Origin of the sequence: Exiguobacterium sp. K1 (genome assembly GCF_033721435.1) — a bacterium.
GTDB lineage: Bacteria > Bacillota > Bacilli > Exiguobacteriales > Exiguobacteriaceae > Exiguobacterium_A > Exiguobacterium_A artemiae.
The window spans coordinates 299,322-313,655 of record NZ_JAOTIT010000003.1; the positions used below are offsets into that span (position 1 = coordinate 299,322).

Here is a 14,334-nt window from a genome sequence, read left to right on the forward strand (position 1 = left end):
ATTGGAGTGAAGCGTGATGCTGAGTTCGCCGCTGTCCATAACGTATCTCGTCGGGTTGTTACTTATTGCTGGTTTGGGTCTGGCATTTGGGAGTATTTTATTGTTGAAGGAAACGATTCGGGGGCGGTATGCAGGGTTTTACTTACTGGCAGCAGCCATTTTTCCCGGAGCGATGCTGATTACATCTGCAGAAGGCGGATTAGTCGGGCATCTCTTTTTTGAAACGGATCTCTTCTTGTCGATTGTCGCCTGGTTATTAGTCCTGTCGAGCGGTTATTTGGTCATGGTGACGGGAGCAGTCACGCTTCGGTATGTATACCGCTACACCTCGATTCCGAAAAATGTTCAAAAATGGATGACGGATCATATGCATCGTCCGAAACCGAACTGAATCAAAGAAGACGTCCGTTCTTTTCCGGTGTGGAAAAAAGGGACGCCTTTTTTTATGTCTGAATCAGTTGGAGACTGCGAATTCTTCAACAGGCGTTTCTTGTTGTTGCTGATCCGGATTTTGAATGCGTCCCGTGACTTCCGTCAAAAGGCGGCGCGGCAGGAATTTTGCAAATGTCACCATGGCGCGGTTGCTCGCTCCCGGTACGACAACCCGTTTACCTTTCAACGTTCCCCGGTATCCGGCAAAGGCGACGAGGTGGGACGGCATGCTTTTGAAAGGTAACGTAATCTGTGCACGGTCAAAAAAGTTCGTATCCGTCGGTCCCGGGCAAAGGCAGGTGACCGTCACACCCGAACCGTCCAGTTCAGAAGCGAGTGCCTCAGACAGCGATAGGACATACGCTTTTGTCGCGTAATAGACACTCATGTAAGGTCCCGGCATGAAGGCAGCAACAGAGGCCACATTCAAGATCCGGCCGAATCCGCGGTCAAGCATTCCCGGCACCAACCGTTTCGTCAGTTCCGTCAGGGCGACGACGTTGACATGGATGGAATTTAAATCTTCGGACGGATCGATTTCTGCAAAGCGGCCGGATGTCGCAAAACCGGCATTGTTGAACAACAGATCGACCGTCAGCTCATGTTCCTCAAGGAAACTGAGGATCCGCGAGACACTGTCCGGTTTTGAAAGGTCGGCTGCGAATGTATAAGCCTTGATTTGGTAACGTTTTTCAAGGACATGCTTAAGCTCCGTCAGTTTCTTTTCATTGCGGGCAATCAATACACAATCAAACCCGTCGCGTGCCGCCAAAACAGCCAAATCAAGACCGATTCCACCGGAAGCACCTGTAATCAAAGCGGTTTTTCGTAACATATCATACTCCTCCATTCAATTGATGACTCATTCTCTAATCTTTATCATTCCCTATTGTTCCCTTGATTCCTGCTCGATAAGCATCTCCTTTTAGAAGTCCGCCGATTCAAGGTATGATAAAAAAAGGATACACCTACAGAAAGTGAGCTGAGTCTCTTGAGGAAAAATGTCACGATTGCTTTGTTATTAGCTACATTTCTAGCGGCGATTGAAGGTACGATCGTTGCGACGGCAACACCGGTCATGGCAAGTGAGTTAAACGGCGCGAAACTCGTCAGCTGGATTTTCGCCGGTTTCTTACTGTTCATGGCCGTCTCAACACCGATTTACGGGAAGATGGCAGACCTGTACGGAAGAAAACGTGTCCTGTTATTCGGAATCGGTGTCTTCACGGTCGCGTCGCTCGCCTGTGGATTGGCGCAATCGATGGAAATGCTGATTCTGTTCCGTGCCGCGCAAGGAATCGGAGCGGGAGCCGTCTTGCCGATTGCGATGACAATCATCGGGGATTTATATACATACGAGGAACGCGGAAAAATTCAAGGCGTTTTAAGTGCGGTTTGGGGAATCTCGGGTGTCGCCGGTCCGCTCGTCGGCGGTTTTTTAGTCGAGACGTTATCGTGGCGTTACATCTTTTTATTAAATGTACCGTTTGCTCTGATTTCATTCATCATGATTGTTTTGTTTTATAAAGAAAATGTCACCGAGACGTCACGGAAGATTGATTACCGGGGAGCCATTTTATTTGCGACTGGCATGAGCGCGTTACTGTACGGATTATTATCGGGAAGTGAATCCGAATCATTTGCCGAGCCGCTGATTTTAATCAGTTTTGCAGTCAGTGTGATCCTGCTGTTCTGGTTTTACCGGGTCGAGAAAAAAGCGTCGGATCCGCTGTTGCCACCGGCGGTCATCCGGCATCCGGTCATTCTCGTCATCAATTTGGCGGTCTTCTTTTCTGCCTGGGTACTCGTCTCGATGTCGGCCTACATCCCGATTTTCGCGCAAGGCGTGCTCGGAAAAAGTCCGACGGAAGCTGGTTTTATGCTGATGCCGCTGTCGTTGTTTTGGACACTGACGGCAATCGTCGGCGGACGGACGATCGGAATTGCCTCGCCGCGCTACCGGACGATGACCGGAATGGGTTTACTCGTCATCGGGATGGCGATTTTAATTGGAATCGGCCGGGAATCGAGTGATGTCTTTATCTACCTTGCCGTTTCGTTGATCGGAATCGGTTTCGGACTAGCGCAACCCGTCTTTATGGTCGTCCTGCAGACTTCGGTCGACTGGTCGCTCCGCGGATCAGCGACTGCCGTCAACTCGTTTTTGAGTACGACCGGACAAACGCTTGGTGTGGCGATCTTCGGCACCTTGTTTAATGTGTCGATCATCCAGGCATTTTCCGACTCGAAACTGCTTTCTGGCTACTCGATTGATCCGTTTTTCCAGTCGGGTACGGCCTCCCGTTACGGAGCAGACGTTCAATCGGCCGCGGAACAAGCACTCGCAAACGGACTGCATCTCGTCTTCATCGGGGGCCTCGTCTGTGCCATTCTTGCCTTTTTCATGACCTTCCGACTGCCGAAAGTCCGTCCGGAAGATCCGACCAATTAAAAAATACCAGTCAGACAATCTTCTAACAGAAGACTGCTGACTGGTATTTATTTTTTATTCCGCAGTCGTCGCGGCATTTTGTTTGGCAAATTGTTCCCGGATATCACGTTCATTGCGGCGCAGGAACAGACCGATTCCGACGAGCAGTAAGGCAGCACCGGTGATTTGAATCCACGTCAATGATTCCTGGAACAGGAAGTATCCGAAAATCATTCCCCAAACGGCTTCCCCGAGAATCGTAATACTGACGATGCTGGCACTGACACGTGACAAGGCCCAATTGAATAAGTTGTGGCCGAGCAGTGTCGGGAAAACAGCGAGTAAAATATAGATTTTCCAATCGGTTTGGAATGAACCGACTAGATTGACCGATTGAATGAGCGAAAACAGTAACAGAACGACGGAAGACACGGCATAGACGCCGAATGAATACGTATTCGTCGAGACGCTTGTCCGGACGTGTTGACCGAGCAGCCAGTAACCGGCGACAAGAATCGTCGCAAGCAAGGCGAGTCCATCTCCGATCAGTGCTCTTGGACCAACCGCGATGTCACCATAAGCGACAAGTCCGCCGCCGATTAAAGCGACACCGACGAAAAAGAGAGCTTTTCTCGACGGATGCTGTTTGAAGAAGACGGCATTGCCGATCAAAACAAAAATTGGACTCGCGGTTACGAAGAGCGTCGAGCTGGCAACTGTCGTATAATCAAGGGACAGGAACCACAGCCAAAAATGACCGGCTAAGAGAATTCCGCTTAAAATCATATGTCGGATGGTCGTTGAACTGAGACTAAGTAATTCTTTCAGGTGAATCAACGGTAACAGTAACAGTGTCGAAAACAACATTCTGTAAAAAGCAACCGCTTCGATTGGGGTTTCGGCCCATTTAACGAAAATTGCAGATGTCGAGATAAAAAAGAGTGCCATGAATAAAGTGAAATAGGGCATGTTAACCTCCGCGTGTCTGAAGTAAGGAAATGAGGGTGAACCAATGCAATTAATCATTGCGGAAAAACCAAAACAAGCTGAAAAACTCGCAGCACCGTATCCATCGGTCAAGCGGGACGGATATATTGAAATCAAACCGTGTGACCGGTTTCCGGCGGGGGCAAAGCTTGCTTATGCCGTCGGCCATTTATGTGAACTCCAGGAACCGGCCCATTACGATGCCAAATGGAAACGATGGAACTATGACCATCTTCCGATCATCCCGGAACGGTTCGACTACCGGTTATCCCGGGGAAAAAGCAAAACCTTTCAAGTCATCAAGAAGTTACTGAACGAACGGACGACAACTTCCATCATTATAGCATCGGATGCCGAGCGAGAGGGAGAGGCAATCGTCCGATTGATTCTCCGATTGGCCAATAACGCAAAACCGATTCAGCGCCTTTGGATTTCCAGTCTGACACCACAGGCCGTTGATCACGGTTTCGCGAACCTGCTCGACGGCAAAGAAACCGAGAATCTGTTTCATGAGGCGATGAGCCGCGCCTGTGCCGACTGGTTAATCGGGATGAATGCTTCCCGGGCCTATACGACGCTGCTCAAGAAAAAAGGCATCGCCGATGTCTTTTCACTAGGACGGGTGCAGACGCCGACATTGTCATTGATCGTGGAACGGGAAAAACAAATTGAGAACTTCCGTCCGGAAACGTTTTTTGAAGTCGAGGCCGATTTTACCCGGTATACCGGAAAGTACATCAATCCGAAAAAACAAACGAAGATTACGGAACGGAGCCTTGCGGAAGCAATCGTTGCCCGAACAACAGGAACCGGTACCGTTGCAGCGGTCGAAAAGACGGAACAAGTCGAAAAACCGCCGTTCTGGTTCAGTTTATCGCTGTTGCAAACGGAAGCCAGTCGCCGTTTCGGACTCGGGGCAAAGGAAACACTCGATATCGCGCAAAAACTGTATATCCGGGGCTGGATCAGTTATCCGCGGACGGATTCGTCTTTCGTCTCAAAAGACGAGGCGAGCCAGTTTCCGGCGATTTTAAACCGGCTCCTGAAACAGCCGGAGTATACCGAACTGACGGATCTCGTGACGAACAATCTGATGAATAATAAACGGTACGTCAATTCCGCGAAGGTCAGTGATCACTATGCCATCATCCCGACGGAAGAAGCGGGAGCCGTTGCGAAACTGTCCGGACGCGATGCGCAAGTCTATGATTTAATCGTCCGCCGTTTCTTAGCTGCCTTTGCAGCGGATGCCCGGTCGGAAAAAACGGAAATCATCACGGAACGGGAACAGGACCGTTTCCTGACGAAAGGCAGCCGGTCGCTTGAACTCGGCTTCAAGAAAGTCTTGAAAATCGAAGCAAAAGAGCAGGAGCTGCCGGCAGTGGAAGTCGGTCAGCCGGTACCAATCAAAGGAGCAAAGCTGCTCGAGAAACAGACGGAACCGCCAAAACGCTATACGGAAGGGACGCTGATTCTCGGAATGAAGACAGCCGGGAAAGTGCTCGAAAATGAACTGCAAGCCATCATGAAGGAAATCGAAGGCCTGGGAACAGAAGCGACACGCGCCGGCATCATCGACGGACTGAAACGCCGGGAATACATTCAAGTCAAGAAAAAAGAACTCCATCCGACAGCAAAAGGGCGGATTTTGATTGAAGCCGTCAGCGGCAGTATCCTCGCTTCCCCGGAGATGACGGCAAAGTGGGAAAGCCGGCTCGACCAAATCGGCAAAGGGGAAGCATCCGCGGCCCAATTTGTCGATCAGGCGAAGAAGCTGTCCCAGCATTTAGTCCAGGATGCGAAAACACGGGTGGAACAACTGGAAGTCGATCCGACGCAAGTTCCGGCTAAACGGGCGCGCGGCGCCACGAACCGGCCGGTCGGCATCTGTCCCGTCTGTCAGGCGGAACTGCTTGATCGTGGAAAGTTTTACGGGTGCAGTGCCTATCAGAAAAACAATTGCGGGTTTACCCTGCCGAAGACGATACTCGGGGCGCGTCTGACACAAACCGAGCTGAAAAAAATGCTCGCGAACGGAAAAACAAAACCGCTTGAGATGAAAAAGAACGGGCGGACTTTCCAGGCGATGCTGTATTTGGAACAACACCAATTGAAATTTGAGTTCGTGAAGGGAGAAGCTTGATGTATTACGATTTAATGGAGAATAAAACCTTTATCCCGATGTTTGAACAATTTTTAAAAGAGGGGACAAAGCTGACGGTCTGGTTTCCGAACGAAGTGACGATCGGGCAGGCGGATGCTTTGATCGAAGAAGCGGAGGAATTGTTCGGGGTGACGGCCGAAGTCATCGATGATCCGCAATCGTTCGGAAAATCCTTGCTGTTGCCGTATTTAACGGAGCAGGAAACCCGGGAAGACGATTTCGTCCGTTACGAAACGGTGATGACGGAAGAGGTGAAAGCAGTCTTACGGGAATTGACCTTGCCGATGATGACAGACGGTGATTTCGCCGTCCTCTATTCGTACCGGATTGACCGGCCGGATGGCTTTTTATTCGTCGAAGATTGGTTTAATGCGGAAGTTTCCTTAGAAACTTAACAAAAAAACGGAAACCCTCCTGGTTCGTGTTGCGTAAGAGTAACTATCACACGAAACGAGGAGGGCTTTTATGTCGTTTTCAGGAATCGCTTCATCGCTTAACGGCAACCGACTGTTGCTGTATATCGAAGGTGACGGCTTTTTTTCCGGAATGCCGGTTTTTATGATGATCTTTTTTGGAATCATCGTATGTGTTTTCGTCATCGGTCTGTTTTCGATGATTACACAGGGGGCCTCGACACACAGTCTGACGAAGTCGCTCCGGCATCATGCTTCGGAACTCGTGACACCGTCGGAGGAAAGTGCACAGCGGTATCTGGATTATCTCCGCTCCTTGTCATCGTTTCCGGTCGAAAAGACGAATCTCGAACCGATTCGTTTGGCGAAAGGGATTTTATCGTTGATTCAACAGACGGATCAGGTACAGGAGGCCACCAAACAAGACATCGCGGCACAATATGCACGACTCGGTGTGTTGATGGGGGATCCGCTCGCGGATGAAGAACCTGTCCGCCGTCATTCGAGTACGCATCATCACCATGACCATCATCAGATGCACGTCAATCAGCAACAGAATGATCACTCCAATCATTCTAACTTTTAATGATCCGTCCACTCCAATAATTGGAGTGGATTTTTTGATGAATCGTCCTAAAATCCCCCGTTTTTTGACATCTCTTTGTAATATACAAGCATTTAGATTAAAGTTAGATGAAAAGTGGTCTTTTTTGAGCATATTTAGTGGTTTTGCTTAAAAAACCTTTAGAATAAGGTTTAGAAACATTATTTTAAGTATTTACAAGTAGAGGGGGATGAATAGATGAAGTCATGGCTTAATCGAACGATTGGACGCCAAATTATGTCTGCCTTCTATATGATTATATTGACACTCGTGCTGACCTCAGCCGGCGTTTATTTTTATACGAAAAATCAGGTTCAGACGTCACGTCAGGAACTGCTGACATTAAACGATCATCGGACACGTGCGACGAACTTATATGAATCATGGCAAAGTCTTCAGTATGAAATGCGCGGATTCGTCTTATTAGGTGATGAAGCAATGCTTGAAGAGATTGAAAAGAAAAAAGAAAATATCAATCAACAAACTACGTGGTTTGAGAAAAATGCCCGTTTTAAAGAAGAAAAGCAGTATGCAAAAGACGCCCGATCGCTGTATACGGCGTACACACAACGTGTCATGCCGAGTCTGACGAACTACGTCGCTGCCAAAAAAGACGGAGACGTAACCGAACCGTTCCTGCAGATGGCAACGCTCGGAAAAGTTACGAAGGCGCCTAAACTCGATCCGAAACGGAAGTTCAACATCAAGACGAAAAGTGCGGCGGATATGAGCTCAAGTATCGTCGACATGGAGACCGTCTTTACAAAGTACCGCAACTCCTTAAACAAACAAGAGCTCGCGGCACAAGAAAAGCTCGGAAAACAGGTTAACGCTTCACAGGTATTGGGATTCATTAATCTTGCTGTCCTGCTGTTGATCATTGCCTTGCTCGTCCGACCGTTTGTTTCACGGTTAACCGGACAGTTGCGTCAATTGAACCGTGAAAGCAGCCGTCTTGCCCGAGGCGAGGACGCGACACCGATCAAGGTCGTAAATGCCCGGGATGAAATCGGCGAACTGACGACCACCTTCAATCAGATGGCTGCCTCGATCTCTTCGCAGAAAATGCAACTCGTGTCGAGTAACGACGAACTGCAGAGTCAGCAGGAAGAACTCGTTGCCCAGCAGGAAGAGCTGCAGATGCAACAAGAGGAACTGGAAGAAGCACTCGACACTACGTTGCGAAACGAAACGCATTTGCGGTATCGCAACGAGTTGACGGAAACGCTCGCTTCACGTGAGACGTTGACGGCGTATCCGGCCATCATTGAAAAGTTGATTACGATTACAGATGCTGAGCTCGGGGCGATTGTTTTCCTTGACGATGACCGCTATACGGATATCGTATCGTACGGTATGACACCGGATCAGCAGCATCAGTTGTTACACTCTTCGATTTCGTTACTGGAACGGGCCCGGATGCATAAGCATGCCGTCCGTTCGACGAAACAAGTGACGAGTGATCATCCGTTGCCGTACCCGTACAGCATGTATGAAACGGTCGTTCCGGTGATGGATCCGTCGACCAATACGATGATTGCCAGCATTTATCTGGTCCGTTACCGGGATCAGTTCAATGAAGAACAAACGGAAGAAATCTGGTCGTTCTCCCGTCAGTTGGCCTTGTCTCTGCTTCGGATGCGGGTGTTTGATGAAATCGAGCGGGAACGCGAGAAAACATCGAAGCTGTTGCACTCGATCCGTGAAGCGGTCATTTATATCGAAGATGACAAGATTTTTGCCAATAAACCATTACTGGCCTTATTCCATCATCCGTCCCACGATCAATTTAACGAGGGGTTGATGACACTCGATGTCAAAATCGAAGAGTTGGCTGTCCAGGTCGACCAGCACGATGCGTTTCTTGAATATATGAGCCGGGTCTGTCGTCACGATATTCCGACCGAAGGCTTGTCTTTATCCTTAAACAAAGAAGAACGGTTCGTTCAAGTCTACGCGGAAGGCATTCAATACGGCGGTCGTTTCCGGGGAACGATGCTTGTCCTGCGGGACGTGACGATCGAAACCGGTATCGACCGGATGAAGTCAGAGTTCGTTTCGACAGTATCCCATGAGTTGCGGACGCCGCTTGCCTCGATCTTTGGTTACACCGAGCTGATGCTCGCAAAAGACTTGCCTGTCGACCGTCAGCAACGGTACTTGACGACGATTCATTCGGAGACGCAACGTCTGACGAGTCTCGTCAATGATTTTCTTGATGTTCAGCGCATGGAATCGAGTCAGCAACAGTATCAGTTCGTGAAACTCGATCTTCGGAACTTGATTCAGGAAGTTGCCGAATTCCATGCCGGTTCAACGAGTCATCACCAATTGACACTCGAAACCGGGGACCGGCCGCTTCGTTGGATTGAAGCGGACGAACCAAAAATGCGGCAATTATTCGGGAATTTGATTAATAATGCCATTAAGTATTCACCGGACGGCGGAGAGATTGAGCTTAAGCTGGAAGAGCTGGAGGACCGATTACGGATCCAAATCATTGATGAAGGAATCGGGATTCCGCAACACGCCTTACCGGAAGTGTTCAGTAAGTTTTACCGGGTCGATAATTCCGACAGCCGGAAAATCGGCGGGACCGGCCTCGGCCTCGCGATCTGCCAGGAAATCGTCCGGGCCCATGACGGGTTGATCCATGTGGAATCAACAGTAGGGAGCGGTTCAATCTTTACGATTGAACTGCCGTTCGAACAAATCAGTTCGCTTGAAACGATTACCGGAACGGAACATACGAAAGACCATAAAAGATAAGCAGACTGAAACAGAAGCAGACAACGGATTATCCGTTGTCTGTTTTTTTGTGTAACCCGATTCGGAAGAAACAGAAACGGGAAAAGTAAAAAACAGGTGACAGGATAACATTCAAAAAGGAGGAATCCATCATGAAACATATACGACCGCCTTGTTAAGTTCGACTTCGGCGGAACATTCGACTGATGTATCTGATTCGTTTCTTGACTGCGTGTCTGCCAGCTTACGTTATTGAGCGGTTGTTTTGGCAACAACGCGGCATGACGGTTCAGGACGTCGTCTATGCTGAAATCGTCTTTGCCCTGACATTGGTGATGCTAGAAGTCCCATTTGGTTTGTTCGCTGACCGGTTGGGACGGAAAATCAGTCTGCTGACAGGAACACTATTTGAAACGTTATCGTTTGTAATCTTGCTTCAGGCGTACGAACTGTCGTCCTTTTTACTCGGCATGGTGTTAGCCGGAATCGGAAGTGCCGCTGTCAGCGGAGCGGAAGAGGCATTGATTTACGAAACGATGGAGCAACTAGAGGAAAAGGACCGTTTTGAGAAAACGATTGGTCGGATAAACGCGGCAGGCCTTGCAGCAACCGGTAGTGCGGCGCTGATTGGAGCATGGCTTGCGACATCGTATGAGCTGACGGTGCATTATTATCTCTCGCTTGGTTGTTTGACGGCGGCTGTTTTTGTCAGTTGCTTGTTGACTGAACCGGACAAATCCGGACGACCGGCAGTTTCTGTTACGTGTTACGACTGGCGTCGGTGGAACCTTGTTCCTTCGTTCATCCGGATTACGTTACTCAGCATTTCGTTTGGGGCGACATTGACGTTCTTGGACGAGTTTTGGCAATTGTATGTTCAGGATCAAGGCATTTCCGTTTCCTGGTTTGGGATTATCTTGATTGGCTTGATGGTTGCCCAGGGACTCGGTAATCTTTTGCCTAAACCGGACCGTCCGTTCGTTCCGCTCATCGTTCTTCTGCTTGTGTATGGAGGCGGTTTTATCTTACTCGCTGTGATGGACAGTCGATGGTCCGTCCTTGTCTTAATAGGTCTGTTTTTGATTTACGGCTGGTCGGAACCAGTCCTGACGACATGGTTGCAGGGCATTTTGACGGATGATGTTCGGGCGACGGGTAGCTCGATGCTGTCGATGCTTGAGAGTTTGGTGACGATCGGTATCGGATTGGGGTTTGGTCAAATCAGTCAAAGTTCAGGTCTTGGCGGAGCCTATTTCTCACTTGGACTTGTCTGTCTGTTGATGGGAATAGGGTTGTTGGTATTTCACCAAAAAAGATAGGAACGAACAGATAAAAAAGAGAGGTCTTTTCCAGGGGCGATACCTGAAAAAACCTCTCTTTTGGGTGCTTGTCCTACGAGATGCGCTGTTTCTGCTTGATCAAAACGGTATCATGCAAACGCCGGGCTGCCGGGAACATCAGCAGAGCGACCGCGGCCGCGATCCAGTAGACGGTCTCGATGCTCAAACGGTCCGCAAGCAATCCGAACAGCAGACTGCCTAGACAAAAACTGAGCGTATAGACGGTTTGTTGCATGCTGTAGACGTACGGTAAGCGGGCGGATGGCGTCGCTTCCTGCAAACGGGTAGTCAGCTCAATTGCCCGTAGTTGGCTTGAGACACCCTGCAACACACAGGCGACAACGGCAAAGACCACAGACGGTGCGAACGCAAATAAGACGGTGGCTCCGACCGATAACGCCACGCTCAGCGTTAACAGGGAAGCGGACTTGGTCCGGCGGAGCATGTAATAACTGCCGCCGATCATGCTGAGCAGGTAAAAGGCATTTAAGATGCCCCACCAGCTGTCAGACACATGGAGATGCGTATCAATATAAACAAGGAATAACGCTGAAATCCAGGCGGTACTGGCAAAGGCATCGATGCCGAGCAACGTCGTATTCAGCCGGGCCGGTTCAGTCGTCCACGTATAGCGGAAGCTCGACCGGAACGACGGTGTTTCCTGCGTTTCTTCGACAGGATCCGCGAGTTGACGGACCTGATGACGAAACAGACCGGTCCAAAGACTTGCCAAAACAAATAAGCCGAACGAAATCGTCAGGACGAGACCGGGGGAGCCGAGGCTGACAAAAATCGCACCGAGCGGCCACATCACCAGTTGGACAACTTGGTTTGTCCCTTGAACCAGACTGTTGGCTTTTTGAAGGTTGTCCGTGATCCGCGGCAGGAAGGCACTTTCGAGAGGCCGGGCAAACCCGTCGAGAAAGGCAATCCAGACGACGCATCCAAGCAGATAACCGAACGGTAAATCGAGAAACACAATCAGACCGAGGCTGATCGTTTTTAAAAGCTGACTGGATAACAAAAGCGAAGCATGACGGAACCGTCTTGCGAGATCGGCAAAGAAAAATCCGCTGAGCGTCATGCCTGCCGTCACGGCAATCGGGAACAGGGCGGCAGTACTTGCTTGTCCGGTTTCAGCATACAGGGTAGCGATGAGAGCGACGATGTAGAGCGCATCTCCCGCATTTGCTACCCACTGGCTGACCAGTAAAGTTGTAAATCGGTTCATCTATAAAACCTCCACATCGTTCGTATTTAGTTAGTGGGTGGATAAATAGATGAATTTACATCGGTCAGCCTCATTTCGCGTTTTTTTTTGATTGTATAAGGAAAAAAATGGATTGTCAATGGAATCGGGCAAATGAGGTCAATGAACTCAGACCGGGCGTTGTTTTTTGAGTGCCCGCATGTTGAGGGCGACGAATAACACAACAAATCCTGCCAGCACGACGAGGTCGATCCAAATGTCCTGCAACCCGTAGCCCCGAGTCATGATATTTTGCAAGGCGTGCGCAGCATAAGTCAACGGCATCAATCGGTTGATGACTTCCACCCAAAGTGGCGCATCACTCAAATCAAACAGTCCGCTGAAAAAGATCTGAGGTACGATTGCTAAAGGGATGAACTGAATCAGTTGAAATTCCGTCCGGGAAAAACTCGACAGCAGTAAGCCGAGTGACAAGGCGACACTTGCCGTCAGAAGATTGACGAACAAAAGCAGGAAGTAGTTCCCCTGTTGCGTCACGTCAAGTACGTTGACGATGAACAGTTGGATGAGAATCGTTTGAATCGTGACGAATAAAAAAAAACCGACGAAATAACCGAAGACAATGCTCGACCGTTTGAGCGGAGTCGCAAGTGTCCGTTCCAGTGTGCCGCTCGACCGTTCCCGTAAAAAGCTGACACCGGCAATGATGAAAACGAATAAGAAGATAAAAAAGCCCATTAAGGCAGGAGCGATTTGGTCAAACAATTCAGCGTCCGGATTGCCGTATAAAAACTGGATGTCGGGTTTAGTGACGGCCGGTGTGACAGGTTGCGGTGTTTCAAACGTTTGATTCGTCAATTGAGTCAGCTGTTGCTGCAACTGTTTAACGGCTGCCGTAAGTTTCGTATTGGCAGCAGACGCTTGTTGTCCCTGGATAGTAATCAATGTCTCCTGAATGACTTGAAGCGCCGCTGCATTTTTTGAAATATCGCCACCTTCAATCAAAACTTGCGGCTGATTCTGTTGAAAGGTGATCAGGGCGTCGATTTCGCGATCCTTCATGGCAGTGACACCGGCCGTTTTGTCTTTAAAGGTGCGGGTATCGGTTTTTGTTTTTAACGTATCTTGAAAGGCTGTCGGCAGATCGACCGTACCGATCGTCACATCATCCGAGCTCGACCCGAGAATCGTTGACAGTAAGAACAGGACAAACAGTGGAGCGAGAAACATCATCGCAATCGTCCGTTTATCCCGAAAAATTTGTGAAATGACACGTTCCGCTACCGTCAGAGTTTGCATCAGACTCGCTCCTTTTGAATGAAAGCTTCATCGATGGAACCAAAGCGTTGAATCAGATCGTCCGGTGTACCGGCTTCGATCAGGCGACCGTGCTGAATTAATAACAGACGATCGCAACGCTCGGCTTCATCCATGACGTGTGTCGTGACGAGTACCGTTACACCGGATTGACGCAGTTGTTCAAATTCATGCCAAAATGTTTTTTTTAGGGCGGGGTCAATCCCGACCGTCGGCTCATCGAGCAGTAAAAGACTCGGTTCATGAATCAAAGCGATGGCAAGACTGAGCCGACGCTTCATTCCGCCGGAAAACTGATGGATCGGACGCTCGGCATCTTTTTTTAAATCGACGAATTCAAGGACGGTTTCGATCCGGGCCCGAAGCCGTGCTTTTTTCAAACCGTACAATTTTCCAAAGTATTTGAGATTCCCTCTTGCCGTCAAGTCTTCATAGAGCGCATCAGATTGTGCCATATAACCGATTTTCTCGGCTTGTGCGAGTGAGGGTTGTCGTGTTCCGAGAACGGTAATCGTCCCGGTCGTCGGTTGCTGCAGACCGATCAAGGACTTGATTAAAGTCGTTTTGCCGGAGCCGCTTGGTCCGATCAATCCGACGATTTCCCCCCGACCGATTGAAAACTGGACATCGGTCAAGACCGTTCGTTTTCCGAATGTCTGTGAGTAATGGGTTACATCAATCATGCCAT

Annotated in this window: 12 protein-coding genes; 7 read left to right on the forward strand and 5 right to left on the reverse strand. The window is 49.3% G+C overall.

Features of this window, described 5'->3' with window-relative positions; translation table 11 throughout:
• Positions 1-16 precede the first annotated feature (16 nt).
• Positions 17-391 carry a hypothetical protein gene (locus tag N7U64_RS09155; RefSeq protein WP_318091918.1) on the forward strand — a complete coding sequence of 125 codons (375 nt, stop codon included), beginning with the start codon at positions 17-19 and terminating at the stop codon, positions 389-391.
• A gap of 63 nt (positions 392-454) precedes the next feature.
• On the opposite strand, the gene N7U64_RS09160 is transcribed toward N7U64_RS09155, so the two are convergent.
• On the reverse strand, positions 455-1,267 hold the full coding sequence (locus N7U64_RS09160; protein ID WP_012369862.1) for an SDR family NAD(P)-dependent oxidoreductase: 813 nt from the start codon (positions 1,265-1,267) through the stop codon (positions 455-457).
• Between the two features lie 156 nt (positions 1,268-1,423).
• Between N7U64_RS09160 and N7U64_RS09165 the strand changes: the two genes are divergently transcribed.
• Positions 1,424-2,884 (forward strand): MDR family MFS transporter, encoded by a 1,461-nt coding sequence (locus N7U64_RS09165; protein WP_214766037.1) that lies wholly within the window; start codon positions 1,424-1,426, stop codon positions 2,882-2,884.
• A 54-nt stretch (positions 2,885-2,938) separates the two neighbouring features.
• On the opposite strand, the gene N7U64_RS09170 is transcribed toward N7U64_RS09165, so the two are convergent.
• Positions 2,939-3,832: a DMT family transporter gene (locus N7U64_RS09170; protein WP_012369864.1), complete on the reverse strand. Its 894-nt coding sequence runs from the start codon at positions 3,830-3,832 to the stop codon at positions 2,939-2,941.
• Between the two features lie 43 nt (positions 3,833-3,875).
• Between N7U64_RS09170 and N7U64_RS09175 the strand changes: the two genes are divergently transcribed.
• From N7U64_RS09175 to N7U64_RS09195, 5 genes are all read left to right on the forward strand, one after another.
• Positions 3,876-5,993: a DNA topoisomerase III gene (locus N7U64_RS09175; protein WP_012369865.1), complete on the forward strand. Its 2,118-nt coding sequence runs from the start codon at positions 3,876-3,878 to the stop codon at positions 5,991-5,993.
• Positions 5,993-6,409, forward strand: coding sequence for a hypothetical protein (locus N7U64_RS09180; RefSeq protein WP_012369866.1), 417 nt, complete (start codon positions 5,993-5,995; stop codon positions 6,407-6,409). The genes N7U64_RS09175 and N7U64_RS09180 overlap by 1 nt, the downstream gene beginning before the upstream one ends.
• 70 nt (positions 6,410-6,479) lie before the next feature.
• Complete coding sequence (locus N7U64_RS09185) at positions 6,480-7,013, forward strand: hypothetical protein (protein ID WP_318929517.1); 534 nt, start codon at positions 6,480-6,482, stop codon at positions 7,011-7,013.
• A 216-nt stretch (positions 7,014-7,229) separates the two neighbouring features.
• The gene (locus N7U64_RS09190) at positions 7,230-9,800 is read left to right on the forward strand and encodes an ATP-binding protein (protein ID WP_318929519.1); all 2,571 of its coding nucleotides are present in this window, start codon (positions 7,230-7,232) and stop codon (positions 9,798-9,800) included.
• Positions 9,801-9,985: 185 nt separating this feature from the next.
• Entirely contained in the window at positions 9,986-11,098 is a 1,113-nt protein-coding gene (locus N7U64_RS09195) for an MFS transporter (protein WP_318929520.1), read from the forward strand.
• A 73-nt stretch (positions 11,099-11,171) separates the two neighbouring features.
• Here N7U64_RS09195 and N7U64_RS09200 read toward each other — a convergent pair whose 3' ends face one another.
• The 3 genes from N7U64_RS09200 to N7U64_RS09210 all read right to left on the reverse strand — a co-directional run bounded on the left by N7U64_RS09200 (position 11,172) and on the right by N7U64_RS09210 (position 14,329).
• Positions 11,172-12,350: an MFS transporter gene (locus tag N7U64_RS09200; RefSeq protein ID WP_318929523.1), complete on the reverse strand. Its 1,179-nt coding sequence runs from the start codon at positions 12,348-12,350 to the stop codon at positions 11,172-11,174.
• 147 nt (positions 12,351-12,497) lie between these two features.
• Positions 12,498-13,628: an ABC transporter permease gene (locus N7U64_RS09205; RefSeq protein WP_318929525.1), complete on the reverse strand. Its 1,131-nt coding sequence runs from the start codon at positions 13,626-13,628 to the stop codon at positions 12,498-12,500.
• The gene (locus N7U64_RS09210; RefSeq protein ID WP_318929527.1) at positions 13,628-14,329 is read right to left on the reverse strand and encodes an ABC transporter ATP-binding protein; all 702 of its coding nucleotides are present in this window, start codon (positions 14,327-14,329) and stop codon (positions 13,628-13,630) included. Before N7U64_RS09210 ends, N7U64_RS09205 begins: the two co-directional genes overlap by 1 nt.
• Between the last annotated feature and the right edge of the window lie 5 nt (positions 14,330-14,334).

Bases quoted from the DNA above. Each gene is read 5' to 3' on its own strand.
- N7U64_RS09155 (WP_318091918.1), top strand. From the start codon at position 17: ATGCTGAGTTCGCCGCTGTCCATAACGTATCTCGTCGGGTTGTTACTT.
- N7U64_RS09170 (WP_012369864.1), bottom strand. From the start codon at position 3,832: ATGCCCTATTTCACTTTATTCATGGCACTCTTTTTTATCTCGACATCT.
- N7U64_RS09180 (WP_012369866.1), top strand. From the start codon at position 5,993: ATGTATTACGATTTAATGGAGAATAAAACCTTTATCCCGATGTTTGAA.
- N7U64_RS09175 (WP_012369865.1), top strand. From the start codon at position 3,876: ATGCAATTAATCATTGCGGAAAAACCAAAACAAGCTGAAAAACTCGCA.
- N7U64_RS09205 (WP_318929525.1), bottom strand. From the start codon at position 13,628: ATGCAAACTCTGACGGTAGCGGAACGTGTCATTTCACAAATTTTTCGG.
- N7U64_RS09200 (WP_318929523.1), bottom strand. From the start codon at position 12,350: ATGAACCGATTTACAACTTTACTGGTCAGCCAGTGGGTAGCAAATGCG.
- N7U64_RS09195 (WP_318929520.1), top strand. From the start codon at position 9,986: ATGTATCTGATTCGTTTCTTGACTGCGTGTCTGCCAGCTTACGTTATT.
- N7U64_RS09185 (WP_318929517.1), top strand. From the start codon at position 6,480: ATGTCGTTTTCAGGAATCGCTTCATCGCTTAACGGCAACCGACTGTTG.
- N7U64_RS09190 (WP_318929519.1), top strand. From the start codon at position 7,230: ATGAAGTCATGGCTTAATCGAACGATTGGACGCCAAATTATGTCTGCC.
- N7U64_RS09160 (WP_012369862.1), bottom strand. From the start codon at position 1,267: ATGTTACGAAAAACCGCTTTGATTACAGGTGCTTCCGGTGGAATCGGT.
- N7U64_RS09210 (WP_318929527.1), bottom strand. From the start codon at position 14,329: ATGATTGATGTAACCCATTACTCACAGACATTCGGAAAACGAACGGTC.